This is a genomic window from Flavobacterium luteolum (genome assembly GCF_027111275.1).
Taxonomy (GTDB): Bacteria; Bacteroidota; Bacteroidia; order Flavobacteriales; family Flavobacteriaceae; genus Flavobacterium; species Flavobacterium luteolum.
Genome location: NZ_CP114286.1, coordinates 4299266 through 4323835 on the forward strand (window position 1 = coordinate 4299266; position 24570 = coordinate 4323835).

A 24570-nucleotide genomic window follows, 5' to 3' on the forward strand; every position below is an offset into this window, starting at 1 on the left:
ACCAAACAGATTTGGTGAAGCAGTTCTTCGTGGCCTATTTCAATCTTAGAAATACATTTTTAGATATATAAAAAAGCCCGAAGACAATAAGTTTCGGGCTTTTTTTATTCTAGACACTTCAAAATTTTCCCGAAAAAGCGATTTTAAAATTTATCCTTTTGGATAAGATGGTTAGCCTAGTTTGGCTATTAATTTAATGCATGATAATTTTTTATGGAAAATTATACTGTAGATGAGTACGCTTTGTGTGCTCGTTTTAAAAATAAAAGAAGGAAAAAAAGATTAGTAAAAGAAGATTTTGAAAAACATTTAATTCAGTTAAGAAAACTTGAAATTGAACTTTGGAATAAGCGTAAAGACTTACCATTAATGCCTTTAGAAATTCCTTATCAAAAAGGCTGGCAACGAAACTTTAAATTAAGAGATGATATTTCCAGATCAAGTGAAGCTCCATTTTTAAGGAATTATTAGAAAAAATAAATACTTGGCAGTTTTCTCCTGAAAAATCTTTTGAGAGAAAGAAAAAAAGAAAAAGAAAACATGTTTATGTGGAGAAATTCCAAACTGTAAAAGAATTTTCAGAGTGGGAATGGAAAAGTTCAAAATTAGAATTGACTGAAAAAGAAAAAACACATTTTTATAAAAGAGAGCGCTGGTGCGGCAATTGTAAACGATACAAAATTCATTATGTATTTAATGAGCCTTGGCGATATGTGCTTCGTGTTAGCCCTTATATGATAACACATACAAAAATGGTTGATTCGGACTTGGAAAGTGAAATTCAAGTTGTTGAAAATTACATTGTTAATCATAATCTTAGAGATAAAACAAACAGATTAATGCACGGCAGTTCTCGTAAATGGAGTTACTATGAAAAAGAAAAACCAAAAGAGACAAGTCCAATTAAAAATAAAAGTCTACATATATTGTATCAGCAATATACAGATGAAATGATATAAATCATGGGAAATAAATTATCTGGAAAAGACCTGATTAAATTAGGTTTTCCAAAGAACAATTCAATAAACATCGCCTTAGGGCAGATAAACAGATATAGAAAAAGAGAAAAAAAAGAATCTATTCTAACAGAAGCAAAAGACGTTTTATTACATCCTGAAAAATATGAAGGAAACGGAACTTGGGGAAAAGTAGCAGAAGGCTTAATTAAACCGGTTCAGGTAAGAATGCATCAGCTGAAAAATACTAGAGCGCCATTTAAAATTTTTGGAGAAAATGAAATTGATGAGCAGGCTAAATTTCAATTGTATGATTCATTGAAACTGCCAATTTCTGTTGCAGGAGCTTTAATGCCAGACGCTCATTCTGGTTACGGATTGCCAATTGGGGGAGTTCTGGCAACTGATAATGCCGTGATTCCGTATGGAGTTGGTGTTGACATTGGATGTCGAATGAGTCTTTCGATTTTTGATTTGCCGGCTTCTCATTTTAAAGGAAAAGAACATCAATTGGAAGCAATTTTAAAAGATAATACAAAATTTGGAATGTATGAAACTCATGTTTCTAGAGTTGATCATGAGGTATTTTACAATAGTGGATTTCAGGATATTCCGTTGTTAAAAAATCTTTTGCCAAAAGCTTATAAACAATTAGGAACTTCAGGCGGAGGAAATCATTTTGTAGAATTTGGAATTGCCAAAATTGAAAATCCAGAGAACGAATGGAAATTAGAAAAAGGTGAATATTTCGCAGTTCTTTCACATAGTGGTTCTCGCGGATTAGGCGCAAATATTGCGAAGCATTATACTTATTTGGCAACAAAACAATGTCCGCTGCCAAAAAATGTACAGCATTTAGCTTGGCTAGATTTGAATACGCATGACGGTCAGGAATATTGGCTGGCGATGAATTTAGCTGGAGAATATGCAAAAGCTTGCCATGATGATATTCATAGAAGAATTGCCAAAGCGATTGGAAAAAGAGTGGTAGTAACGATTGAAAATCACCACAATTTTGCTTGGAAAGAAATCGTAAACGGTCAGGAAAGTATTGTGCATAGAAAAGGTGCAACACCAGCTAATGAAGGACAATTGGGAATTATTCCAGGTTCGATGACTGCGCCGGGTTTTATTGTGAAAGGAAAAGGAAATTCTGAAAGTTTAAATTCGGCTTCGCATGGTGCGGGACGTTTGTTTTCGAGAGCAAAATGTAAAAGTACATTTACACAAAGTGAAGTTAAAAAGGTTTTGAAAGCAAATGAGGTAACCCTGATTGGAGGAAATATTGATGAAGCACCAATGGCATACAAAGACATTACAAAAGTAATGGCAAATCAAACCGATTTGGTTGAAGTTCTGGGAACATTTACTCCGAAGATTGTTAGAATGGACCGCTAAAGAGAGAAAAGATTATGGAAAGAATAATTCAAATAACAGCAGGTCGCGGACCTGCAGAATGCACTTGGGTTGTCGCTCAAGTGCTTAAAAAAGTTTTGGAGGAAGCTCAAGATCAGGATTTAGACGTCGTTTTACTCCAAAGAGAAAAAGGAGAAGAGAACGGAACGATTGAAACTGCATCGATTTCTGTAAAAGGAAAAAATACCGATCAGTTTATGAAATCTTGGGTCGGAACGATTCAGTGGATTGGTCAGAGTCAGTTTAGGAAAATGCACAAACGCAAAAACTGGTTTATTGGAATTTTTGAAATTGAACCAAAGAAAAATGCATCAGTTTCAGAGAATGACATTCAATATCAAGCGATGCGAAGTTCAGGTGCTGGCGGTCAGCATGTAAATAAAGTGAGTTCGGCAATTCGTGCGACACATATCCCAACAGGAATTGCTGTTGTAGTAATGGACAGCCGTTCGCAGCACCAAAACAAAAAACTGGCAACAGAAAGATTATTAAAAAAACTAGAAGACGAGAAACTAGTTCAGCTTAAAAGTCACGTAGAAAAACAATGGGAAAACCAGCTCAATGTAGAGCGTGGAAATCCAATTAGAGTTTTTATGGGAAGTGATTTTAAAAAGAATAAAGTTGAGAAAAGCTACAAAGGAACTCGTCAGAAATTAAAAAACGATTTAAGAAATGAAAACAACTGATAAATACCTTTTTCAGGCTTTGGATAATTATCCGTTTTGGCTTGAAGGAACAATAGAGTCTTTAGATTATGCTTTTTCTTATGATGACAAAAATACAATGGTTTTGTGTCTGTACGGAAGAATTCAGGCAGAACAATTAATGAATTATGAAGAAGCGAAATCTTATTTTCAGCAAGCTTTATCGATTAATATTCAAGCACTTGAAGTATATCCGTATTATTTAAAAACATTGATTTTAAATGAAGATTATGAAGAAGCGCAAAGATTAATTGATTTTGCTTTGACGGTGAAAGGAATCAATAAGGCGGAGATTTACATCAAAAAAGCAGTTTTGTTAGAAGTACAGCATAAATTTAAAGATGCTTTAAAAGAAATTAAGCAGGCAAAATTATATTCTATTCAGCATGATTATGATTCAGGAATTAGTGAAGTAGAGAAAAGAATAAAAGGAAAAATTGATTTGTTGGAAAAGAAGAAAGAAAAGAAATCTAGAAAGGATTCGAAGAAGAAATCGAAATGATTTTAAACAAAAAAAACGATGCAAAATTGCATCGTTTTTTTTTTGTTTCTCAAGTGTAGATATACATCAAGTTTGTCATTTCGACGTAAGGAGAAATCTTCGCAAGAAGCTCTACAAAGATTGGACATTCGTTGCGGAGCTTCTTGCGAAGATTTCTCCTTACGTCGAAATGACAATATCGAGGAAAGGCTGGGGTTAAAATGCCTTTTAATCTTTTTACTTCCAATGCAATTCCAAAGCAAAGCACGTTTTTTCGCCTTTTGTAATGCTGAATGTTGCTGTTGTATGATCGTCGTCTTCGCTTTCGTGAATAACAACATTATCTTGCAGTGAAAGTTCTTTCATGAAATTCATTTCGAAGCTTTTTACTTCTTGTTTCATGATTCTTTTTGGATCAACATGATCCAAACACCATTCCAGATATTTTACGTTATTTACATGATTTACAATATCTAAATCGGATAGATATACTGTTTTTTCGAAAACGGCTTCTTTTTCGTGATTGATGTTTATTTTAGAAAAACCTTCTTCCGTTGCTCTGTTTTCTGGGAATAATTCGAAATGTTCAAAAGGCAGTGCTAGAGCTTCTGGCCGACGTGCTTTTGTATTGAAAACTGCCCAATAGGTTTCGCAACCTACTATTTTTTTTCCGTTTACATACATTTCCAATGCACGAACAGAACGTGAGTTTTCTAGGCTATTAATCCACGTTTTTACGGTAACAACGTCTTGCCATTTTGGTAATGCCGTAATTTCAACACGCATTCGGCTTAAAACCCATGCTTGATCAAATTCCTGCATGTCATAAAAGCTGATTCCGCCAACTTCTGAATGTGCAGCTGCGGTTAATTGTAAAATATTACACAAATCGGTATATTTTAAAAAACCTGTAGGCGTACATTGTGTAAAATTGATTTCCCAGTCTTTGCTTAAAACTGATGTGAAATTGGGAGATATTGGCATTGTAAATTTTAGATTTTAGATTAATGATTTTAGATTTTCTTCGATGTAATGAATAATCTCATTTCTGTCAGTCGAATAATCAAACCATTTGGTGTTTTCGTTTCGTTTGAACCACGTTAATTGTCTTTTTGAGAATCTTCGTGTGTTTTTTTTGATTTCTTCTATTGCAAAAGGCAAAGTGAATTCTCCGTCAAAATAACTAAATAATTCTCTATAACCGACCGTTTGAAGCGCATTTAACGCTTTGTTAGGATAAAGTGCTTCGGCTTCTTTTAATAATCCTTCGTTCATCATGATATCAACACGCTGGTTGATTCTGCTGTAAATGATTTCTCTGTCGGCATCTAAACCAATTAAAATAGGAGTGAAGTCTCGATTGTTTTTCTTTAAATTTAAGAAAGAAGAATAAGGTTTTTGAGCTCCAAGACACACTTCTACAAAACGCATCATTCGTTGTGGATTTTGTAAAGTCTGCGGATTTTCTACAGTTATTTTTTGATAATATTCTGGATCTAAATTTTTGAGTTGCTCCTGAAGATATTCGATTCCGAGTTTTTCGTAGTTTAAATTTACTTCTTGTCGAACTTTTGGATCAATTTCTGGAAATTCGTCAAAACCTTTTAAAATGGCATCAACATATAAACCTGATCCGCCAATAAGGATAACGAAATCATTGGTCTGGAATAATTCTTCAATCTTAGCTAAAGCTTCTTTCTCGTAGTCACCAACGGTGTAGCTTTCAAAAATAGATTTATTTTGAATGAAATGATGTTTGGCAGATTTTAGTTCTTCCTGACTTGGGACTGCGGTTCCGATAGTCATTTCTTTGAAAAATTGACGGCTGTCGCATGATACAATCTCACATTTAAAATGTTGTGCCAAAGCAATACTTAAGGCTGTTTTGCCTATAGCTGTTGGTCCGACAATGGTAATTAAGTATTTCATAATTTTTAGCCCAGATGGAAATGGAAACCCCGGACTTATATTTGTTGAATTTTTTTGGTGTAAAAGAGCGACCAACGGAAGCTCCTTTTATGCCTTAAAAAATTACAAATATAAGGAGGAGTTGGAATGTACAGCTGGATTAGCTTCTATAATTAATTATTTGGCAATTCGGTTCCGCATTCGTAGCAATATTTTGCGTTATCGAAATGGACTTGAGATTGACAATTTCTACATGTTTTTTTTGTGCCTACAAAACTACCTTTCAGACTGCTTTTTGCAAATTCGGCGGTTACAATTCCGGTTGGAACGGCGATGATTCCGTAACCTAAAATCATAACAAAAGCGGCTATAAATTGTCCAAGCGGCGTTTGTGGCGAAATATCCCCATAACCGACCGTTGTAAGCGTAACAATTGTCCAGTAGATTCCCATTGGAATACTGGTAAATCCAGATTCTCTGCCTTCAACCAGATACATGATTGTACCGATAATTACGGTGCTGATTAAGACAAAATAAATAAAAACCAGAATTTTTTCTTTGCTGGCTTCGATGGCTTCTTTTAGTTGCAGGGATTGATGATTGATTTGCGGAATATGCAGAATCTTGAATAATCGGAGAAAACGCAACGCTCTTACGATTGATAAAATACTCGCGCCAGGAAAAAAAATCGACAAATACATAGGTAAGACGGCAAGCAAATCGATGATTCCGTAAAAGCTGAAAATGTATTTGACTGGTTTTTGGATTGAAATAATTCTTAGTACATATTCGATGGTAAAGAATATGGTAATTATCCATTCACAGACTAATAATTGTTCGTGATATTTAGAACTTACGCCTTCAACAGTATCAAGCATTATTAAAAGCACGCTCAATAAGATTAAACCTAGCAATACTAAATCGAACATTCGTCCTAAGATGGTATTGGTGCCATATAGAACGATTTTGACTTTTTCTCTGAAGATTTCGTATTGTGATTTTGTCTTTTTCATATCCTTAAAGATAATCAAAGTTTTGTTTTGTTAAAATTGAAGTATTTTTAATGACTTGCTTTTGCGGATATAACTCTGAATGATATTTTTTACGTCGCGATTATGCTGCATTGGAACCAGAATATTTTTTAAGATCTCGATATTCGTAATTTGATAATTAAGATCGTAATACGCGTAACCTTTGTATATTCCGTTTTCAATTAGAATTGCACTTCGTTCGTTTACATTTCTACCTCTGTCTATCAATACCATGCTTTTGTTTTCAAAGCTGTTTTCTGAAATGAATTGCTGTACTCTTAAATTGTAAATTTCTGGAGTAACTTCGCCAATGCAGGCGCCGTCGCATTCTTTGATTTTATATTGAAAACACTCTTTTTTGGTTTGATATAAACCTGTAAGTTTTTGGCACAAATGGTATTTTGACGTAAATCTGAAAAGTGCATTTTTTCCTTCTTGTAACGAAGCAAAAGAGGTAATTTCTTTTTTACGTCCGTCAGCTTTTTCCAATCTTAAGTTGATGTAACCGTCTGAATCTTTTTCGGCATATAAAGCTATTGGAAATACAGATTTTTTCTGCGAACGATTGTATCGCGGACGATTAACTTTTACTTCCTGGCTTTCTTTTAAAAGTGCGATTAATTCGCTTCCGGTTTCGTCATACGTTATGGTAAAAACTTCTGCCTGGATTCTTTTGCTTTTGGTTGTAATTCCGGTAAAATGCTGATTGACTCTTTTTTTGATATTTTGGCTTTTGCCAATGTAAATTAAAGTGCCGCTTTCGTTATAGATATAATAAACGCCAGTTTTTGTTGGCATTTGGCTGAGAATGTCTAAAAATTTTGGAGAAATCCCTTTTTCGACTTCCAGTTTTATAAAATCTTTTATGATTGTTTTTTCGACATCTTTTTCCAAAAGCATTTTAAAAAGCTTGGTTGTAGCCATAGCATCTCCGCTGGCACGATGTCTATCAGCCATCGGAATTCCAAGTGCACGGACTAGTTTTCCTAAACTGTATGAAGGTTGTTCTGGAATTAGTTTTTTGGCTAATTCAACTGTACAAAGTGTTTTAGCTTCAAAATCGTAACCTAAACGACGAAATTCAGTTCTAAGGATTCTATAATCGAAAGAAGCGTTGTGAGCAACAATAACGCAATCTGAAGTAATTTCGATAATGCGTTTTGCAACTTCATAAAATTTAGGAGCTGACTGCAACATAGCGTTATTGATTCCAGTAAGTTTTACAACGAAAGGCTGGATTGGAATTTCAGGATTGACAAGGCTGATGAATTGATCGACTACTTCATGACCATCAAATTTATAGATGGCGATTTCGGTAATTCCCTCTTCATTAAACTGTCCTCCAGTTGTTTCTATGTCTAATATTGCGTACAAATTATGTGTTCAGTGTTCAGTTTCGATTATTATCGAAATTAGTGTTCAGTTTTTCTACGTACTGCAGTGCGCCTTTACAACAGTTATTAACGTCTGCCAAAAATGCTGCTTCCAATGCGTACCATTGTGCTTCCGCATTCTATTGCCAATTGATAATCTCCAGACATTCCCATTGATATCGTGTTTAGGCTGCAGTTTTCAGTTTTCAGATTTTTTATCGAATCAAAAATCGATTTTAAATGTGTAAATTCTTTTTTTATTTGATTTTGATCTTCTGTGAATGTTGCCATTCCCATTAAACCTAAGATACGAATATTTTTTAACTCTTTAAACTCCACAGAAGTTAAAAGTTCATTTAATTCGTTTTCGTCTAAGCCAAATTTAGATTCTTCTTCAGCAATATAAATTTGAAGAAGACAATCTATTGTTCTATTGTTTTTTACAGCTTGTTTGTTAATTTCTTGCAATAATTTCAAGCTATCAACCCCGTGAATCAAATTGACATATGGCGCCATAAATTTGACTTTATTCGACTGAACATGACCAATCATATGCCATTGGATGTCTTTTGGCATTTGTTCCCATTTTTCAGTCATTTCCTGAATTTTGTTTTCTCCAAAAATGCGCTGTCCAGCTTCGTAAGCCTGCATCAAGTCTGAAACAGGTTTAGTTTTTGAAACGGCAACAAGAGTTACGTGTTCAGGTAAAGTTGCTTTAATTGTATTTAAATTCGATGCGATTGACATTTTTCTATTTTTTCCTGGGTTCTCATTATGTCTAACTTTTCGTCAATTATAATTTTTTCTCCTTTGTATGTTTTAAATTCATTAAACATTTTGAGAATTTGTTCGTCTGAAAATGTTTGAAATGAATTTACAATGTAACTTTTTTTTCCGTTTTTTAATTTTAAATAAAAGGTAGTGCTACACAAACCTCCACGAGTTGACTTGCATTTTGCCTCAATTTTTGTTTCTTTTAAGGAAACTGACTTTTTCCATTTTGTATTAAAGTCTTCACCTTCTAATATTATCTTGTTTTCATCAATGGTAACTAAATTGATAATGCTTTTGAATGAATTTATAGCTAATACAATGCATAATATCAAAAGAGCTAATTCAAGAAAATATGCGTAATATCTTAGATCTTTGTCCTCAAAAAATCGAGAAATTACAAATGAATAAATTATAAATACAAGTAAGAAAGCAAAAGGTCTTTCGCTTAAAATTCTAGCTTTTAATTTTTTATGTTTTCCCTCAAATGTAATCATATCTTAGACGAAAAGTAAGCTTACTTTTGAAATGGAAATACTAGATAAACTGCTTCGAAATTTTCTCTGCTTTTTTGCTTTCGCTATAATCGTAAAAACCTTCTCCAGATTTAACTCCTAGTTTTCCGGCTCTAACCATATTTACTAAAAGCGGGCAAGGAGCATATTTAGGATTTTTGAATCCGTCGTACATTACATTTAGAATGGCAAGACAAACATCAAGACCAATAAAATCGGCTAATTGAAGCGGTCCCATTGGATGTCCCATTCCTAATTTCATTACCGTATCGATTTCGTAAACTCCGGCAACTTTATTGTATAGCGTTTCGATTGCTTCGTTTAGCATAGGCATTAAAATTCTGTTTGCAACGAAACCTGGATAATCGTTTACTTCAACAGGAACTTTACCTAATTTTTCAGATAAAGTCATGATGATTTTAGTTACTTCATCACTTGTATTGTATCCACGGATGATTTCTACCAATTTCATAATCGGCACTGGATTCATAAAATGCATCCCGATAACACGCTCTGGATGTGCTACAACAGCTCCGATTTGTGTAATAGAAATAGAAGAAGTATTGGTTGCTAAAATCGTATTGTGTGAACAATATTCATTCAATTGTTTGAAGATGTTCAGTTTTAATTCAACGTTTTCAGTAGCTGCTTCAACAACAAGATCGACACCTACAACACCGTCTTTAATATCAGTATAAGTAATAATATTAGTTATAGTTTTGGTGACGTCTTCTTGAGTTATTGTGCCTTTAGATAACATACGATCCAAATTGGCAGCAATAGTTGCCATTCCTTTATCTAAAGATTTTTCAGAAACATCGATTAATTTTACGGTAAATCCGCTTTGTGCAAAGGTATGAGCAATTCCGTTACCCATTGTTCCTGCTCCAATTACAGCTATTGTTTTCATTTTGCGCTAGATATTTTTTTATGATTTAGCCACGAATTCACCAAATAATTCGTGAATTCGTGGCTATTTATTTTGTTTTTTTTTAACTATTTATTGAAACAATCAATAATTTGATACGCTACACGTAATGCGTCTGTTGCTTGTTCAAGTGTTACAACTGGAGTTGTATTGTTGTTTATTGCATCTGCAAACGAATTTAATTCATCTAAGATTGCATTATTTTGCTCAACATCTGGATTAGTGAAATAAATTTGTTTTTTAACTCCTTCAGCATTTTGAAGAATCATATCAAAATCTCCTGGAACTTCTGGGGCATCTTTCATACGAACCACTTCACATTTTTTTTCTAAAAAGTCAACAGAAATATAAGCGTCTTTTTGAAAGAAACGTGATTTGCGCATGTTTTTCAAAGAAATTCTACTTGCAGTTAAATTGGCAACACAGCCATTTTCAAATTCAATTCTAGCATTGGCAATATCTGGAGTATCACTAATTACAGATACACCGCTTGCATGAATATCTTTTACTTTTGAATTAACAACGCTTAAAATAGCATCAATATCATGAATCATTAAATCTAAAACCACAGGAACATCTGTACCACGCGGATTAAATTCTGCCAAACGATGCGTTTCTATAAACATCGGATTTTCGATCATATTTTTCGTAGCAATAAAAGCGGGATTAAAACGCTCTACGTGACCTACTTGCCCTTTTACATTGTATTCATTTGCTAAAGCGATAATTTCTTCGGCTTCTTCTACAGTGTTTGCGATTGGTTTTTCAATAAAGATATGTTTTCCTGATTTTATGGCAACTTTAGCACATTTATAGTGTGAGAGAGTTGGAGTTACAATATCAATCACGTCGACAGCGTGAATGAGTTTTGCAATTGTACTGAAGTTTTTGTAGCCAAACTCTTTTGAGATTTTTTCGGCATTTTCTTGATTTTCGTCGTAAAATCCAACTAATTCGTATTTGTCAGATTGTTGTAATAAGCGTAAATGTATTTTACCAAGATGACCAGCACCTAAAACTCCTACTTTTAACATGAGAATGTATTTTAAACAAAAATATAATTTATTTGTTTACTGTGAAAATGAATTTAGTGAATTGTGTGTTGTAAATAGCGAATTGTAAATTATCATACGTGTTTTTTGACTTTCAACTTTTGACTTTCGACTGTATTAATTTATTATTTAAAAATCAATATTTGAAATCCTGTTTTGTTTCTTATTTTTGCGAAAATAAAACCTACCTAATTTTGAAAGATACTGCCAAACATCAAGGACTTCGTAATCAATTAGTAACTACTTTAGAGCAGAAAGGAATTACTGATAAAGCGGTGCTGGATGCGATAAAAAAAATCCCGAGACACCTTTTTTTAAATTCAAGTTTTGAAGATTATGCTTATCAAGACAAGGCTTTTCCTATTGGAGCAGGACAAACTATTTCGCAGCCATACACAGTTGCTTTTCAATCGCAATTGTTGGAAGTAAAAAGAGATCATAAAGTTCTTGAAATCGGGACCGGTTCTGGTTATCAGACTGCTGTTTTGTTTATGCTTGGGGCTAAAGTATATACTGTTGAAAGACAAAGTGAATTGTTTAAAAAAACGTCAAACTTATTTCCAAAATTAAATATTCGCCCTAAGCACGTTACATTTGGAGATGGATATAAAGGATTGCCAAATTTTGCGCCATTTGACAGTATTATAGTTACAGCGGGTGCGCCTTTTATTCCACAGCCTTTAATGGCACAATTGAAAATAGGAGGTAGATTGGTTATTCCGTTAGGAGAAGATATCCAGATTATGACTTTATTGATTAGAAAGAACGAAACTCAATTTGAAAAACATGAGTTTGGAGAATTTAGATTTGTTCCTCTATTAGAAGATAAAAATTAATAAGAAAGCCCAGTTTTAGCTGGGCTTTTTTTATTGAGTAAGAATTGAAATATATCTTTCCAGACTTTCTTTTTCTTTTTGTGCTATAAAAAGAAAAAAATCGTCTTTGTCTTTTTTAGTCTGAGCAATTTCTAAAGACTGATAATATTGCATTCGGGTTTCGTAGTCTCCTTTAATATTAGCAATGAGATAGCCTTTTTGCATTAAAATTAAATTCATTATTAATCTTGAAGTTCTTCCATTGCCATCAATAAATGGATGAATTGTAACCAATCTTTCATGCATTTCGGCTGCCAAAATAACAGGATGCAATTTATTTTTATTGATTTCATACCAAGTAAAATATTCTTCCATTTCTTGAGGAACAATTAAAGGTTGTGGAGGCATGTGAGTGTTTCCTTGAATCATAACCTGAACTTTTCTATATCGTCCTGCATCTTCGGGAATTATTCCTCTTAGAATTAAATTATGAATTGATAAAAGATCGCGCTCGTTTAGTGAATTGTTTTTGTTCATTAAATCTTTAATAAAAGCAATTGCTTCTTGATGATTAATAGCTTCAAGATGCTCTCGCATGCTTTTTCCAGAAATTGTTAAACCTTCATTTATAACCATATCTGTTTCACGAAGAGTCATAGTATTTCCTTCAATTCTATTGCTTTCAAATGTATATTCAAGTTCCAATGCTTGTTTGATCTTAAAGCTGTCGAATTGTCTGTATGAATCTAATTTTTCTTTTAGAAGATCAATTTCTTTTAAGATTTTTTCTAAAGAAGTAGATAGTTTAAGATTAGAGACTGTCTTGTTGTATTTGATTTCGTCTTCAGTAACTTTTAATGCTTTCAAAGCAAATTCTTCATCGCCAATTTCATAAAGAATTTTTTCTTTAAGCCAGGCAATCATTAAAGTTTCGTAATCAATTTCTAAAAGCTGGGCTAGTTTTGAAATTTGTTCTTTTGTTGGTTTACGCGTTCCCGATTCAAATTTACTGATTAATGCTTGATCTATTCCCGCCAGTTGAGCCAACTCACGGGTTTTAAGACCTTTTTGCTCTCTTGCGTTTTTTAAAAGTGATTTCATTTTTGATGAAAATTATAGTCTTGACAAAATTAGTCATAAATTTAAACATAAAAAAAGCAACATACTTAAAGTTGCTTTTCTTTTTATTCTATTTTGGAGGCAAAGAGCCATCTTTTCGCATTTCTTTTACCACTGTTTGCATAATCGCGTCTACTGTTTGGCCTAAATCTGTAACATATTGTGACTCTGTAGTTCCTGTCCAGATTAATTTGTTTTGTTTTAATGAAAATACATTGGTTTCGACCATGTAAGAAGTGGTTTCTTGGTAATAACCGGGATCATAAAAGTTTGGAGAATACATGCCATACCAGTTTCCAAAACCGTATCCATACATGCCTGTATACATTCCGTCAAAACCGCCATAATACATTCCTGTATAAGTTCCGGGAACATAATTAACCTCTTTTTCTTTGCTGACCAAACGCATACTAATTACGCCGTCAAAGTTTTCGTCTTGTAAGACCTTTAGTTTTTGTTCTTGCGTTAATTGGGAGGTTGCATTTAAATACTGATATGAAGTTTTAAAAACCGGATTACCAGCAGCAATTCTGTTTTCAATAATTCGTCTCGAAGCTTCATCTTTGACTAAAGCTACCACCAAAACTTTTTTAAACTGTTCTTGTGTAATCGTTACATCTGGATCTCTCCAGCTGTTTACAATTGATGTATTACTGCCGCAACTTGAAAACGCTGCTATAGCGAAAAACAAAACTAAGTACTTTTTCATATTTTACAGTTAAATTATTTTGTAATAAAAATAACGATAAAATATTATAAATGTATCATTTAGAGAAAATTAAATTTGGTTTTAATTATAAGCTTTTTTAATACGGTCCAAATCACGTTTGGTGTCTTGTTCTTTTAAAGATTCACGTTTGTCATAATTCTTTTTCCCTTTACAAAGACCAATTTGTAGTTTAGCCAAACCTTTTTCGTTTGTAAATAGCTTTAAAGGTACAATCGTTAAACCTTTTGCCTGAACATTTTTATGAAGCGTTTTTAATTCTTTTTTATTTAAAAGCAGTTTTCTTTCACTTCGTGATTTATGATTGAATTGGTTTCCAAAAGAATATTCTTCAATATAAGTATTAATGGCAAAAAGTTCCATGCCACTGAATTCGCAAAAACTTTCGGTAATGTTTGCTTTTCCTAGACGTATAGATTTAATTTCTGTTCCCGCCAAAACAATTCCAGCAGTATAAGTGTCGATTATTTCATAATCGAATCGGGCTCTTTTGTTAAGTATATTGACTGATTTTATCATGGTTGCAAATGTAAGACAAAATTGAAAAATGTGGCAGTTAAAGATAATTAAAGTTTTTTTTAAATCTATGATTTTAATCAGCCTTAAGCAGAAAGCTTACACATAAGTTTGTCCTGTAATTAAAAAAAAACGAAATAAAATGAAAAAGATTGTAACATTAGTGAGTATGGTGTTAATCGGTTTAACTGCTAAAGCTCAAGATTCGTCTCAAGGGTTAAAAGGAGCTTGGTTTGCAACTTCTCAGTTTGGTTATCAGCAGACTAAAAATGAGGGTAATAAAAACACAAATTTATCTGTTATTCCAGTTGTAGGTACATTTGTTACTCCATCAGTTGCTGTTGGGGCAGGTGTTGGATATATTAATATCAAAGCCCAGACAGATGCGGGAACAGCTGCAAAGACAGATTTAATTGTTGTTCAGCCTTTAATTAGAAAATATTGGAACGTAGCAGGTTCATTATATTTCTTCGGACAAGCAGCAATCCCTGTTATTACTGGAAAAGAGAAGGAAAGTGAATTGAAAGTTAATCAAGTTGGATTATCAGTATCTGGAGGTTTAGATTATTTTGTTACAAAAAACTTCTCTGTAGAGTTCTCTTATGATTTGGCTAATTTTACTTCTACAACATTAAAAGCTCAAGATGGAGAAAAAACAACTGTTACCAATTTTGGATTGGCACATGTTGCTAATGTTGACCCATTTTATAATACCGCTTTGGCAGGAAGTAATCCAAACTTGACTTCTCCTGTTTCTGTAGGTTTTAAATTTATATTCTAATTTATTCTTTATTTGATTAACGTAAAATTCTTTTAGTAATTTTGCAAAAAAAGAAGACCGTACTTTTTTGAAGTACGGTCTTTTGATATTATTAAAAAAGTATAAGATGCAAAATCAATCCAAAGATCCTTTACACGGAATTACACTTCAAAAAATTGTTGAAACCTTAGTCGATTATTATGGGTTTGATACTTTAGGGGAATTAATTCCGATAAAATGCTTTATCTCAAACCCAAGTGTAAAATCAAGTCTTACTTTTTTAAGAAAAACAGATTGGGCTCGTAAGAAAGTAGAGGAGCTTTACATCAAAACACTTCCTAAGTTAAGCTGATTTATAATTTGTACGAAATCATAACTCCGCCACGATATGGTAGCCACTCACCACTTTTGTTCCAGTGTACTGCTTTTTCATATCTTCCTGGAGTTCCGTCATTATAATATCCGTGATAAAATCCTTGGTGCCATCCACCACCTACAAAAAAGTCAAGTAAAAATTTATCACTTAATTTTAGATTATAACCTACTGTAGCTCCAATTCTATAACCGAAGCCATGCTCATACATGTTAGTGTCCCAATAATTCCATTTTTGTATGTCATATTTATCTGCGCCTATATGAGCTCCCGCATAAAATCCATTGTATTTTTCTTTAAAATGATAACGAATTTCGGGAGTAACAGTAACAAATTTCATAGGGCTATGGCCATTAATAGATTCCCAAAAAGAAGCCATTACATCAGCACTAAAAGTTGTTTTTTCTCCAATACTAGTTTCAATACCAATGTTCGGAATAGCCAACAAAGCTGTAGCTCCATTAAATTTTACAAAAGTCTGACTTTGCATTTGCACACAAAATAAAAGAACAATTAGGGCGAATAATTTTTTCATAAGATATTTTTGGAATTCAAAAGGCAGCTTTTTTTGCTGATTTTGAGCGCAAATATAACGTATAATGGTAGATAACTATTGTCTATAAGATTTTTTTAACAAGTATAAAAACCTACTTTTCTAATAATGAGTAAATTACCTTGTCTAAAAATTTTCCTTCCCAAAATTCTACTTCTTTTAGATGAGCTTCTTTAACAAAACCACATTTTTGCAATACCTTTTCAGAGGCATAATTTTCTGGATCAATTACGGCTTCAATTGAATGAAGCTTTAAATCTTCAAAGCCGTATTTAATCAGATGGTTTACTGCTTCTGTCACAATTCCTTTTCCATGATGATCGGGTGAAAGAATGTAACCAATTTCAGCACGGTAATTTTCGGGTTGCATTCTATAATACCCAATAATTCCGATTAATTTAGAATCATTTTTAAATCGGACACTCCAGTTTATTCCTTCATTAGTATCAATTTTTTCATCAATCATTCTAATGAGCTCCAAAGCTTCCCCATGATCTTTTGCCAGAGGTCTAGGAATATATTTCATGTTTTCAGGATTAGAGCGTAATTCAAAGACCTCCTTTACATCTTTATCTGTTAGTCTGTCTAAAATTAAACGTTCTGTTTCTATTATTGGAAATGGAGTAAAGTTAAAATCTAACATTTTGTTTTGTTATAATATAGTAATACTAAATTTTGCACTGAAATTTTTGTTTCCATCCAAAATCAAAATTCCTTCTTTTTTGTATAAATCGCCAGTGTTTTCATCAGTATCTGAATAGCCAAGCCAAGGCTCAATGCAGATAAATGGCGCATTTTCTTTAGTCCAGATTCCTAAACTTGGAAAATCATTATAGCTAACTTTTACATACGGTTTTGAATTGTTCAGAATAGTTAGGGATTTTGAATCTAATGTTTTGAAAATTAATGCATCATTCTTGAAAAGCTCGTAATTTAAAGGAACTAAATTGTCTTTTGTTTCTAAAGCTTTGGTCTTAGAAGAAATCAAATCGTTTTCAAGTAGATAATATTTTAAATTTTCTTCTTTTTCGAATTGGAAGGCATAATCTTCAAAGTTGTCTGGAAGTGCGATTGCCGGATGTGCTCCAATTGAAAAGGGCATTTTTTCTTTTCCGTTATTTATTACTTTGTATTCAAGTTCTAATGCGTTTTCATTAAGTGTATAAATAAGCTGTAATTCAAACTCAAAAGGATATTTCAGTAATGTTTCTGCAGAAGATTTAAGAGAGAAAACAGCTTTACTCTCTGTTTGTTCAATCAATTCAAAATCCATATCACGCGCAAAACCATGACGCGGAAGATGGTATTCTTTTTCATTGATTGTGTAAGTGTTATTTTTTAAAGTCCCTACAATTGGAAAAAGTACTGGCGAATGCTTACCCCAAAAATCGGGATTACCTTCCCAAATATATTCGTTGTTTTGATTGTCTTTTATAGAAAATAATTCGGCTCCAGCATGTTTAATAGAAGCTTTTAATATAGAATTTGAGATAGTTGTAGTCACAATGTTGAATCTAAAATGAATATTCTTTTAATAGATGTAAATATATTTTATAAAATTTATTTTTTTAAGAAAAAGGCTTAAATTATTTTATTGGTAAAATTTTGCTAAAATTGAATTTATGTTTTGAAATATCTCTGTAAATAGCTTTTTTTTTCATTAATTTGCTACATAAACAGCTAAAAAATATGAAAAAGCAATCTGCAAAAGCCATTTTAACCGCGGCTTTATTTTTTGGGATTTCTTCAGTTTGGGCGCAGCAAACTCCGTCAGCACCAGCAGCAAATCCAGTAAATAATTACAATTACCATGATGCCTTTGGACCTCATTTCTACACCAAAAATGCTACATCAACCCGTACTGCGAGCGGTGAACCAGGAATAGAATATTGGCAGAATAGAGCCGATTACCAGATTACGGCAAAATTAAATGGAACTACAAATGAGATTGTAGGGACAGATGAAATTACTTATACTAATAATAGTCCTAATAAATTGTCTTTTCTTTGGTTGAATTTAGATCAGAACTTATTTAAAGAAGATTCTAGAGGGAACGCTGTTGTACCTTTAACAGGAAGCCGTAACGGTGCTCAAGGACAAGTTTTTGATGGTGGAAATAAAATTAAATCTGTAAAGGTAATTTCTGGAGGAAAAAATAAAACAGAAGTTGATGCTAAATATATAGTTACAGATACTAGAATGCAGATTTTCCTTCCTCAGGAATTGGCTGCAAAAGGAGCTTCTGTAAAAATTAAAATTGATTTCTCTTTCATCGCACCTTTTGAAGGATCGGATAGAATGGGAGTTTTAGAAACCAAAAACGGAAAAATCTTTACAATTGCACAATGGTATCCACGTATGTGTGTGTACGATGATGTGAGAGGATGGAATACAGCTCCTTATTTAGGTGCATCTGAGTTTTACCTTGAATATGGTGATTTTGATGTAAAATTAACTGTTCCAGGGAATCACTTTGTAGTTGCTTCTGGTGAATTATTAAATGGTCAGGAAGTGCTTTCTGTAGATCATTTCAAAAAATATAAAGATGCAGCAAACAGTGATAAAACTGTAACGATTCGTTCTGAGCAAGAAGTAAATTCAGCTTCAAATGCAAATGCTGGAACAGATAAAACATGGCATTATAAAATTAAAAATGCACGTGATTTCTCTTGGGCATCATCTCCAGCTTTCATATTAGATGGAGCAAAAATTAATCTTCCTAGTGGTAAAAAAGCATTAGCATTATCTGCTTATCCTGTTGAAAGTGCTGGGCAAGGTGCTTACGGGCGTTCTACAGAATATGTAAAAGCATCAATCGAACATTATTCTAAGCAATGGTTTGAATATCCTTATCCAGTAGCTACAAACGTTGCGGGGAATGAAGGAGGAATGGAATATCCTGGGATCGTTTTCTGCGGATGGAAATCTAAAGGACAAGATCTTTGGGGAGTTACAGATCACGAATTTGGTCATATCTGGTTCCCAATGATCGTGGGATCAAACGAAAGATTATTTGCTTGGATGGATGAAGGATTTAATACTTTCATTAACTCATTAAGTACTGCTGCATTTAACAATGGTGAATATAAAGAAGGGCCAACAAATTTGCATGATATGGCAGAACCTTTTACTAGACCTGACTTAGAAACGATTATGAGTTCTCCTGACAACATGAAGGAAGCTAATATTGGTATGTTATGCTATTTTAAACCAAGTGCAGGTTTGGTAATTTTAAGAGAGCAGATTTTAGGTAAAGAACGTTTTGATACTGCTTTTAGAACTTATATTCAGCGTTGGGCATACAAACATCCGCAACCAGACGATTTCTTTAGATCTATGGAGAATGTAGCAGGGGAAGATTTAAGCTGGTTCTGGAGAAGCTGGTATGTAAACAACTGGCGTTTCGACCAAGGTGTTAATTCTGTGAAATATGTAAAAAATGATCCAGCTAAAGGTGCTGTAATCACAGTTGAAAACTTTGATAAAATGCCTATGCCTATTGTTTTAGATGTAAAAACAAAAAGTGGAAAAGTGACAAGAGTTAATTTGCCGGTAGAAATTTGGCAAAGGAATAATTCTTGGTCTTTCAAACATAATTCGACTGAAGAGATCGAAAGCATCACTTTAGATCCAGATAATGCTTTTCCAGACAACAATACGTCTAATAATGTTTGGACGGCGGGAAAAGGTAAGGTAGAAAAAGATATTATTTTAGATCCGTATATAGGAAACTACATTACTGCAAAATCGCCTTTAACAATTGAATTGACCGAGAAAAATAGTGTTTTAAATGCAGAACTTCCAAACTATCCTAAGTTTGCATTAGAGCCTGTTGCAAACGAAAAAGATACTTTCGAATCTGCTAGAGCTGGCTTAAAAATTAAGTTTAATGAAGCAAAAACTGGTTTCGATTTGATACTTATAGGAAATGGGCAAGTGATTCCGTTTACAAAAAAGTAATATTTTAAAAGTTTAAAGTCTTAAAAACCCGACAATTAGAAATAATTGTCGGGTTTTGTTTTTTAGTATATTCACAAAACGTAAAAAAAATGTTAGAATTTTTATTTTTTGTTTTGAAAATAAAAAAATAATGTACTTTTGCACCGATGAATAAAATAAGTTTACATATAACTTCTTTGTCACGGACAAACTCACCGATTACTTCTCCCGAAGTACGGACACTATCTCTATAGTGTTCACTGAGTTTTATAGCCGTATATTTATTCATATCCATTTTTCATTTTGAAATCACATAATTTGTCCATTGGACAAACATATCCTAAAAGTATTTATTATTTTGTAAATTTTCTTAATCAAGTTTTTGATTTTGAGAATGTTACTTCTATTTTGCTTAATTTTATTGGATTCAATTCTGGATTTCAAACGAATCAATATGCTTTAATTTTTAACTCTAACTTCAATAATTGAAATGAAGATCTCTATTGTTGTTACCCAGGAAGAACACTTCAAATACGCACAAGAAATCTGCGATACGATAGAATCATCTGCCTTGTTAAGAGGCACGGGGATTGCTAAAAGAACTCCTGAGTACATTCAGAAAAAAATGGCAAACGGTGATGCAATGATTGCTTTGGCTGATGGAAAGTTTGCAGGTTTTTGTTACATAGAAAGCTGGCAGCATGGAAAGTTTGTTGCACATTCTGGATTAATTGTACATCCAGATTATAGAAGTCATGGTTTAGCCAAAAAGATAAAATCAAAAGTTTTTGAATATTCTTTGAAAAGATTTCCAGACGCTAAAATATTTGGAATTACAACTGGTTTGGCTGTAATGAAAATTAATTCTGAATTAGGTTATAAGCCAGTTCCGTTTTCAGAACTTACAACCGATCCGAGTTTTTGGGCAGGCTGTAAAACTTGTACAAACTATCATATTCTGCAAAGCAAAGAAAACAAAATGTGCCTTTGTACAGGAATGTTATACGACCCAAAGGAAAAACAAAAAACACCGCCAAGACATCCTTTTAATGAGGCTGTCTTAAACAGACTTAGAAAAATAAAACAAGCTTTATTTTTAAATAAAATATTGTCATTGTTTGTTTAAGTCAAATTAATTAGAAAAAATCTCAAACTGCTAAATACGAAAGTATTAGCCAAAATTATAAAAAATGAAAAAAGTAGTATTAGCTTATAGCGGAGGATTAGATACCTCGTATTGTTTGAAATATTTAAAAAATGAAAAAGGATACGAAGTTCACACTGTTCTTGTTGATACAGGAGGATTTTCTGCTGAAGAATTAACAGCTATTGAAAAAAGAGCTTACGAGTTAGGAAGTGCACAACACGCCAACTTAACAATTTTAGATAAATATTACGATAAAGCTATCAAATACTTGATTTTCGGAAACGTATTAAAAAACAATACATATCCATTATCAGTAAGTGCTGAACGTATTTTTCAAGCAATCGAAGCTATAAAATATGCGAAAAAAGTAGGAGCTACTGCAATCGCTCACGGAAGTACTGGTGCTGGAAATGATCAAATTCGTTTTGATTTGATTTTCCAAACTATCGCTCCGGAAATTGAAATCATTACGCCAATTAGAGATTTAAAATTATCAAGACAAGAAGAAGTTGATTATTTAGCTCAAAACGGAGTTCACTATTCTTGGGAAAAAGCACAATATTCTATCAATAAAGGACTTTGGGGAACAAGCGTTGGGGGAAAAGAAACTTTAACTTCAAGTCAGCCATTGCCAAGTGAAGCTTATCCTTCACAATTACAAAAAGAAGGTGAAGAAAAAGTAACGCTTCATTTTGAACAAGGAGAATTAGTCGGTTTAAATGGAAAAACAGATAAACCATCAAATAATATTGTAGCTCTTGAAAAACTAGCAAGTGCTTATGCAATAGGTAGAGATATTCACGTTGGAGATACAATTATCGGAATTAAAGGAAGAGTTGGTTTTGAAGCTGCTGCTCCGTTAATTATCATAAAAGCACACCATTTATTAGAGAAACATACTCTTGGAAAATGGCAGCAATACTGGAAAGAACAGCTAGGAAACTGGTACGGAATGTTATTCCACGAAGGTCAATTCTTAGATCCAGTGATGAGAAACATTGAAACTTTCTTGCAAGACACTCAAAAAACAGTAAACGGAACGGTAACAGTTTCATTAAAACCATATCATTTCTCACTTGATGGAATCGAATCTGAAAATGATTTAATGAACACAGGTTTCGGTCAATACGGAGAAATGAATAATGCTTGGACATCTGACGATGCAAAAGGATTTATTAAGATTTTAGGAAATGCACAAAACATATTCTCATCTGTAAACAAATTAGATCATGATTAATGTCGGAATTATTGGTGGTTCGGGCTACACAGCCGGAGAACTCATCAGAATTTTAATGTATCATCCCAAAGTAAACATTGATTTTGTTTACAGTACAACAAACGCTGGAAAACCGCTTTCTGTGGCGCACCACGATTTGATGGGTGATATCGAAATGAATTTCACAGATGAAATCAATCCGAATGTGAATGTTGTTTTCTTGTGTTTAGGTCACGGAAAATCGATTTCATTTTTGAAAGAAAACCAGTTTGCAAGTCATACCAAAATCATCGATTTAGGAAATGATTTCAGATTGAATAAAGATGCTCATTTCGAAGGAAAAGATTTTGTTTACGGATTGCCTGAAATTAATAAAGCAGAAATTAAAAAGACAAATTATATTGCCAATCCAGGCTGTTTTGCAACTGCTATTCAATTGGCATTATTGCCTTTAGCAAAACATAATTTGCTGAATAATGATGTTCATATTAATGCTACAACGGGAAGTACAGGAGCGGGAGTAAGTCTTTCAGAAACTTCTCATTTCAGTTGGAGAAACAATAATATGTCACATTATAAAGCTTTTGAACACCAGCATTTAGGCGAAATTTCAGAAAGCTTAGTTCAGTTACAAGACGATTTTGACAGCGAATTGCTTTTTATTCCAAACAGAGGAGATTTTCCAAGAGGAATTTTTGCAACGCTTTATACATTATGCGATGATAGTTTGGAGCAATTGGTTGCTAAATACGAGGATTTCTATAAAAACGAGCCTTTCGTAACTGTTACCACAACAAACATCAACATGAAACAAGTGGTGCAAACGAATAAATGTATCATTAGTTTATTGAAAAAAGGAAACCGGGTTCTCATAACATCAATTATAGATAACTTAACCAAAGGTGCTTCAGGACAAGCGATTCAAAACATGAATTTAATGTTCGGTTTAGAAGAAACCACAGGTTTACATTTGAAACCAAGCGGATTTTAGAAAAAATTTGTTTCAGGTTTTAAGTTTCAAGTTTCACGTTCTCTAGCGTAACTTGAAACCTGGAACCTGAAACTTTAAACAAAAAACACATGAACTTATTCAACGTTTACCCATTATACGACATAACTCCAGTAAAAGCAGTAGATTGTACAATTATTGACGACAAAGGAGTAGAATATTTAGATTTATACAGTGGACATGGTGTGATTTCTATCGGACACACACAGCCAGATTACGTAGCAAAATTGAAGAATCAGATAGATAATTTAGGTTTTTATTCGAATGCAATTCAGAACCCTTTACAAGTGGAATTGGCTCAGAAATTAGGAAAACTTTCTGGTCTTGAAGATTACGAATTGTTTTTGTGCAGTTCTGGTGCCGAAGCAAACGAAAATGCTTTAAAATTAGCTTCTTTCCATAACGGAAAATCTAGAGTTGTGGCTTTTCATAATTCTTTCCACGGAAGAACTTCTGCAGCGGTTGCAGTTACAGATAATAAAAAGATTGTTGCACCAATTAACGCACAGCAGGAAGTTACTTTTTTACCTCTAAACCAAATCGAATTAGTTGAAGCTGAATTAGCTAAAGGAGATGTTACTGCTGTAATTATTGAAGGAATTCAAGGAGTTGGAGGTTTAGATCAAGGAACAACTGAGTTTTTCCAGGCTTTAGAAAAAGCATGTAAAAAACACGATGTTGTATTGATTTTAGATGAAGTACAGTCAGGATATGGAAGAAGCGGGAAATTCTTCGCTTTCCAACATCACGGAATCAACGCTGATATTATTTCGGTTGCAAAAGGAATGGGGAATGGATTTCCAGTTGGAGCGATTTTGATTTCTCCAAAATTCGAAGCAAGTTTCGGATTATTAGGAACTACTTTCGGCGGAAGCCACTTGTCTTGTGCAGCAGGAATTGCAGTTTTGGATGTAATTGAAAAACTAGATTTACAAAAAAATGTAAACGAAGTTTATGAATATTTCTTAGAAAAAATCAAAGAAGTTGACGGAATCAAGCAAGTAAAAGGAAAAGGCTTAATGCTTGGAGTAGAGTTTGATTTTGATGTTGCAGCTTTAAGAAAGAAATTAATCATCGAAAAACACATTTTTACAGGAAGCGCAAACAATAAAAATCTATTAAGAATTTTACCGCCTTTAACTGTTAAAAAAGCAGATATCGATACGTTTGTAAAAGCTTTAAAAGAAAGTTTAGAAGAATTAAAAAACTAATTCTCAATATTAAACCTGACGGGTTTCCAAAACCCGTCAGGTTTAAAATA

28 protein-coding genes are annotated in these 24570 nt (G+C 33.2%); 13 read left to right on the forward strand and 15 right to left on the reverse strand.

Annotated features, from left to right (window positions below; genetic code table 11):
- The first annotated feature begins 213 nt into the window (after positions 1-213).
- From OZP10_RS18495 to OZP10_RS18515, 5 genes are all read left to right on the forward strand, one after another.
- On the forward strand, positions 214-471 hold the full coding sequence (locus tag OZP10_RS18495; protein WP_281632179.1) for a hypothetical protein: 258 nt from the start codon (positions 214-216) through the stop codon (positions 469-471).
- Between the two features lie 77 nt (positions 472-548).
- Positions 549-959: a hypothetical protein gene (locus OZP10_RS18500; RefSeq protein WP_281632180.1), complete on the forward strand. Its 411-nt coding sequence runs from the start codon at positions 549-551 to the stop codon at positions 957-959.
- A 3-nt stretch (positions 960-962) separates the two neighbouring features.
- Complete coding sequence (locus tag OZP10_RS18505) at positions 963-2354, forward strand: RtcB family protein (RefSeq protein ID WP_281632181.1); 1392 nt, start codon at positions 963-965, stop codon at positions 2352-2354.
- A gap of 14 nt (positions 2355-2368) precedes the next feature.
- The gene (gene prfH / locus OZP10_RS18510) at positions 2369-3058 is read left to right on the forward strand and encodes a peptide chain release factor H (protein ID WP_281632182.1); all 690 of its coding nucleotides are present in this window, start codon (positions 2369-2371) and stop codon (positions 3056-3058) included.
- Positions 3045-3578, forward strand: coding sequence for a hypothetical protein (locus OZP10_RS18515; RefSeq protein WP_281632183.1), 534 nt, complete (start codon positions 3045-3047; stop codon positions 3576-3578). The genes prfH and OZP10_RS18515 overlap by 14 nt, the downstream gene beginning before the upstream one ends.
- A gap of 216 nt (positions 3579-3794) precedes the next feature.
- Here the strand turns inward: OZP10_RS18515 and OZP10_RS18520 are convergent, their stop codons facing one another.
- The 8 genes from OZP10_RS18520 to OZP10_RS18555 form a co-directional block, all read right to left on the reverse strand.
- Positions 3795-4541, reverse strand: coding sequence for an acyl-[acyl-carrier-protein] thioesterase (locus OZP10_RS18520; RefSeq protein ID WP_177209996.1), 747 nt, complete (start codon positions 4539-4541; stop codon positions 3795-3797).
- Positions 4542-4556: 15 nt separating this feature from the next.
- Positions 4557-5486: a tRNA (adenosine(37)-N6)-dimethylallyltransferase MiaA gene (gene miaA / locus OZP10_RS18525; RefSeq protein ID WP_281632184.1), complete on the reverse strand. Its 930-nt coding sequence runs from the start codon at positions 5484-5486 to the stop codon at positions 4557-4559.
- A 152-nt stretch (positions 5487-5638) separates the two neighbouring features.
- Entirely contained in the window at positions 5639-6478 is an 840-nt protein-coding gene (locus tag OZP10_RS18530) for an ion transporter (RefSeq protein WP_281632185.1), read from the reverse strand.
- Between the two features lie 30 nt (positions 6479-6508).
- Positions 6509-7870: an exonuclease domain-containing protein gene (locus OZP10_RS18535; protein ID WP_281632186.1), complete on the reverse strand. Its 1362-nt coding sequence runs from the start codon at positions 7868-7870 to the stop codon at positions 6509-6511.
- Between the two features lie 86 nt (positions 7871-7956).
- Positions 7957-8616: a YggS family pyridoxal phosphate-dependent enzyme gene (locus OZP10_RS18540; protein WP_281632187.1), complete on the reverse strand. Its 660-nt coding sequence runs from the start codon at positions 8614-8616 to the stop codon at positions 7957-7959.
- On the reverse strand, positions 8595-9137 hold the full coding sequence (locus tag OZP10_RS18545) for a hypothetical protein (protein ID WP_281632188.1): 543 nt from the start codon (positions 9135-9137) through the stop codon (positions 8595-8597). Before OZP10_RS18545 ends, OZP10_RS18540 begins: the two co-directional genes overlap by 22 nt.
- A gap of 40 nt (positions 9138-9177) precedes the next feature.
- Positions 9178-10065: a 3-hydroxyacyl-CoA dehydrogenase family protein gene (locus OZP10_RS18550; RefSeq protein ID WP_281632189.1), complete on the reverse strand. Its 888-nt coding sequence runs from the start codon at positions 10063-10065 to the stop codon at positions 9178-9180.
- An 86-nt stretch (positions 10066-10151) separates the two neighbouring features.
- Positions 10152-11117 carry a Gfo/Idh/MocA family protein gene (locus OZP10_RS18555; protein WP_111369704.1) on the reverse strand — a complete coding sequence of 322 codons (966 nt, stop codon included), beginning with the start codon at positions 11115-11117 and terminating at the stop codon, positions 10152-10154.
- Positions 11118-11329: 212 nt separating this feature from the next.
- Here OZP10_RS18555 and OZP10_RS18560 point away from each other — a divergent pair, with 212 nt between their 5' ends.
- On the forward strand, positions 11330-11971 hold the full coding sequence (locus OZP10_RS18560; RefSeq protein ID WP_281632190.1) for a protein-L-isoaspartate(D-aspartate) O-methyltransferase: 642 nt from the start codon (positions 11330-11332) through the stop codon (positions 11969-11971).
- Between the two features lie 30 nt (positions 11972-12001).
- On the opposite strand, the gene OZP10_RS18565 is transcribed toward OZP10_RS18560, so the two are convergent.
- The 3 genes from OZP10_RS18565 to smpB all read right to left on the reverse strand — a co-directional run bounded on the left by OZP10_RS18565 (position 12002) and on the right by smpB (position 14315).
- Positions 12002-13051, reverse strand: coding sequence for a Fic family protein (locus tag OZP10_RS18565; protein WP_281632191.1), 1050 nt, complete (start codon positions 13049-13051; stop codon positions 12002-12004).
- Between the two features lie 88 nt (positions 13052-13139).
- A complete protein-coding gene (locus OZP10_RS18570) occupies positions 13140-13778 on the reverse strand; it encodes a putative periplasmic lipoprotein (RefSeq protein ID WP_281632192.1) in 639 nt (212 codons plus the stop codon).
- Positions 13779-13859: 81 nt separating this feature from the next.
- Positions 13860-14315, reverse strand: a complete 456-nt coding sequence (gene smpB, locus OZP10_RS18575; RefSeq protein WP_177209986.1) for an SsrA-binding protein SmpB — start codon at positions 14313-14315, stop codon at positions 13860-13862.
- Positions 14316-14454: 139 nt separating this feature from the next.
- Here smpB and OZP10_RS18580 point away from each other — a divergent pair, with 139 nt between their 5' ends.
- Both OZP10_RS18580 and OZP10_RS18585 read left to right on the forward strand, forming a co-directional pair.
- Entirely contained in the window at positions 14455-15093 is a 639-nt protein-coding gene (locus OZP10_RS18580) for a hypothetical protein (RefSeq protein WP_281632193.1), read from the forward strand.
- A 106-nt stretch (positions 15094-15199) separates the two neighbouring features.
- Positions 15200-15424, forward strand: coding sequence for a VF530 family protein (locus OZP10_RS18585; protein ID WP_281632194.1), 225 nt, complete (start codon positions 15200-15202; stop codon positions 15422-15424).
- A gap of 1 nt (position 15425) precedes the next feature.
- Here the strand turns inward: OZP10_RS18585 and OZP10_RS18590 are convergent, their stop codons facing one another.
- From OZP10_RS18590 to OZP10_RS18600, 3 genes are all read right to left on the reverse strand, one after another.
- Positions 15426-15980 carry a DUF3575 domain-containing protein gene (locus tag OZP10_RS18590; RefSeq protein ID WP_281632195.1) on the reverse strand — a complete coding sequence of 185 codons (555 nt, stop codon included), beginning with the start codon at positions 15978-15980 and terminating at the stop codon, positions 15426-15428.
- Between the two features lie 112 nt (positions 15981-16092).
- Positions 16093-16641, reverse strand: a complete 549-nt coding sequence (locus tag OZP10_RS18595) for a GNAT family N-acetyltransferase (protein WP_281632196.1) — start codon at positions 16639-16641, stop codon at positions 16093-16095.
- A 9-nt stretch (positions 16642-16650) separates the two neighbouring features.
- Positions 16651-17502, reverse strand: coding sequence for an aldose 1-epimerase family protein (locus tag OZP10_RS18600; protein WP_281632197.1), 852 nt, complete (start codon positions 17500-17502; stop codon positions 16651-16653).
- 185 nt (positions 17503-17687) lie between these two features.
- On the opposite strand from OZP10_RS18600, the gene OZP10_RS18605 reads away from it, so the two are divergent.
- Positions 17688-19958, forward strand: a complete 2271-nt coding sequence (locus OZP10_RS18605) for a M1 family metallopeptidase (protein WP_281632198.1) — start codon at positions 17688-17690, stop codon at positions 19956-19958.
- Positions 19959-19962: 4 nt separating this feature from the next.
- On the opposite strand, the gene OZP10_RS18610 is transcribed toward OZP10_RS18605, so the two are convergent.
- Positions 19963-20226: a hypothetical protein gene (locus tag OZP10_RS18610; protein WP_281632199.1), complete on the reverse strand. Its 264-nt coding sequence runs from the start codon at positions 20224-20226 to the stop codon at positions 19963-19965.
- A gap of 201 nt (positions 20227-20427) precedes the next feature.
- On the opposite strand from OZP10_RS18610, the gene OZP10_RS18615 reads away from it, so the two are divergent.
- From OZP10_RS18615 to OZP10_RS18630, 4 genes are all read left to right on the forward strand, one after another.
- Positions 20428-21063: a GNAT family N-acetyltransferase gene (locus OZP10_RS18615; protein ID WP_111423417.1), complete on the forward strand. Its 636-nt coding sequence runs from the start codon at positions 20428-20430 to the stop codon at positions 21061-21063.
- Positions 21064-21127: 64 nt separating this feature from the next.
- Positions 21128-22321: an argininosuccinate synthase gene (locus OZP10_RS18620; RefSeq protein WP_281632200.1), complete on the forward strand. Its 1194-nt coding sequence runs from the start codon at positions 21128-21130 to the stop codon at positions 22319-22321.
- Complete coding sequence (gene argC / locus OZP10_RS18625; protein WP_281632201.1) at positions 22314-23291, forward strand: N-acetyl-gamma-glutamyl-phosphate reductase; 978 nt, start codon at positions 22314-22316, stop codon at positions 23289-23291. The genes OZP10_RS18620 and argC overlap by 8 nt, the downstream gene beginning before the upstream one ends.
- A gap of 89 nt (positions 23292-23380) precedes the next feature.
- Positions 23381-24520, forward strand: coding sequence for an aspartate aminotransferase family protein (locus OZP10_RS18630; protein WP_281632202.1), 1140 nt, complete (start codon positions 23381-23383; stop codon positions 24518-24520).
- Positions 24521-24570: the final 50 nt, after the last annotated feature.

Coding starts and splice junctions, on each gene's coding strand:
- OZP10_RS18605 (WP_281632198.1), top strand. CDS start 17,688: ATGAAAAAGCAATCTGCAAAAGCCATTTTAACCGCGGCTTTATTTTTT.
- OZP10_RS18590 (WP_281632195.1), bottom strand. CDS start 15,980: ATGAAAAAATTATTCGCCCTAATTGTTCTTTTATTTTGTGTGCAAATG.
- prfH (WP_281632182.1), top strand. CDS start 2,369: ATGGAAAGAATAATTCAAATAACAGCAGGTCGCGGACCTGCAGAATGC.
- OZP10_RS18520 (WP_177209996.1), bottom strand. CDS start 4,541: ATGCCAATATCTCCCAATTTCACATCAGTTTTAAGCAAAGACTGGGAA.
- OZP10_RS18570 (WP_281632192.1), bottom strand. CDS start 13,778: ATGAAAAAGTACTTAGTTTTGTTTTTCGCTATAGCAGCGTTTTCAAGT.
- miaA (WP_281632184.1), bottom strand. CDS start 5,486: ATGAAATACTTAATTACCATTGTCGGACCAACAGCTATAGGCAAAACA.
- OZP10_RS18620 (WP_281632200.1), top strand. CDS start 21,128: ATGAAAAAAGTAGTATTAGCTTATAGCGGAGGATTAGATACCTCGTAT.
- OZP10_RS18580 (WP_281632193.1), top strand. CDS start 14,455: ATGAAAAAGATTGTAACATTAGTGAGTATGGTGTTAATCGGTTTAACT.
- OZP10_RS18585 (WP_281632194.1), top strand. CDS start 15,200: ATGCAAAATCAATCCAAAGATCCTTTACACGGAATTACACTTCAAAAA.
- OZP10_RS18495 (WP_281632179.1), top strand. CDS start 214: ATGGAAAATTATACTGTAGATGAGTACGCTTTGTGTGCTCGTTTTAAA.
- OZP10_RS18630 (WP_281632202.1), top strand. CDS start 23,381: ATGAACTTATTCAACGTTTACCCATTATACGACATAACTCCAGTAAAA.
- OZP10_RS18565 (WP_281632191.1), bottom strand. CDS start 13,051: ATGAAATCACTTTTAAAAAACGCAAGAGAGCAAAAAGGTCTTAAAACC.
- smpB (WP_177209986.1), bottom strand. CDS start 14,315: ATGATAAAATCAGTCAATATACTTAACAAAAGAGCCCGATTCGATTAT.
- OZP10_RS18515 (WP_281632183.1), top strand. CDS start 3,045: ATGAAAACAACTGATAAATACCTTTTTCAGGCTTTGGATAATTATCCG.
- OZP10_RS18610 (WP_281632199.1), bottom strand. CDS start 20,226: ATGAATAAATATACGGCTATAAAACTCAGTGAACACTATAGAGATAGT.
- argC (WP_281632201.1), top strand. CDS start 22,314: ATGATTAATGTCGGAATTATTGGTGGTTCGGGCTACACAGCCGGAGAA.
- OZP10_RS18540 (WP_281632187.1), bottom strand. CDS start 8,616: ATGTCAATCGCATCGAATTTAAATACAATTAAAGCAACTTTACCTGAA.
- OZP10_RS18615 (WP_111423417.1), top strand. CDS start 20,428: ATGAAGATCTCTATTGTTGTTACCCAGGAAGAACACTTCAAATACGCA.
- OZP10_RS18595 (WP_281632196.1), bottom strand. CDS start 16,641: ATGTTAGATTTTAACTTTACTCCATTTCCAATAATAGAAACAGAACGT.
- OZP10_RS18555 (WP_111369704.1), bottom strand. CDS start 11,117: ATGTTAAAAGTAGGAGTTTTAGGTGCTGGTCATCTTGGTAAAATACAT.
- OZP10_RS18505 (WP_281632181.1), top strand. CDS start 963: ATGGGAAATAAATTATCTGGAAAAGACCTGATTAAATTAGGTTTTCCA.
- OZP10_RS18545 (WP_281632188.1), bottom strand. CDS start 9,137: ATGATTACATTTGAGGGAAAACATAAAAAATTAAAAGCTAGAATTTTA.
- OZP10_RS18530 (WP_281632185.1), bottom strand. CDS start 6,478: ATGAAAAAGACAAAATCACAATACGAAATCTTCAGAGAAAAAGTCAAA.
- OZP10_RS18550 (WP_281632189.1), bottom strand. CDS start 10,065: ATGAAAACAATAGCTGTAATTGGAGCAGGAACAATGGGTAACGGAATT.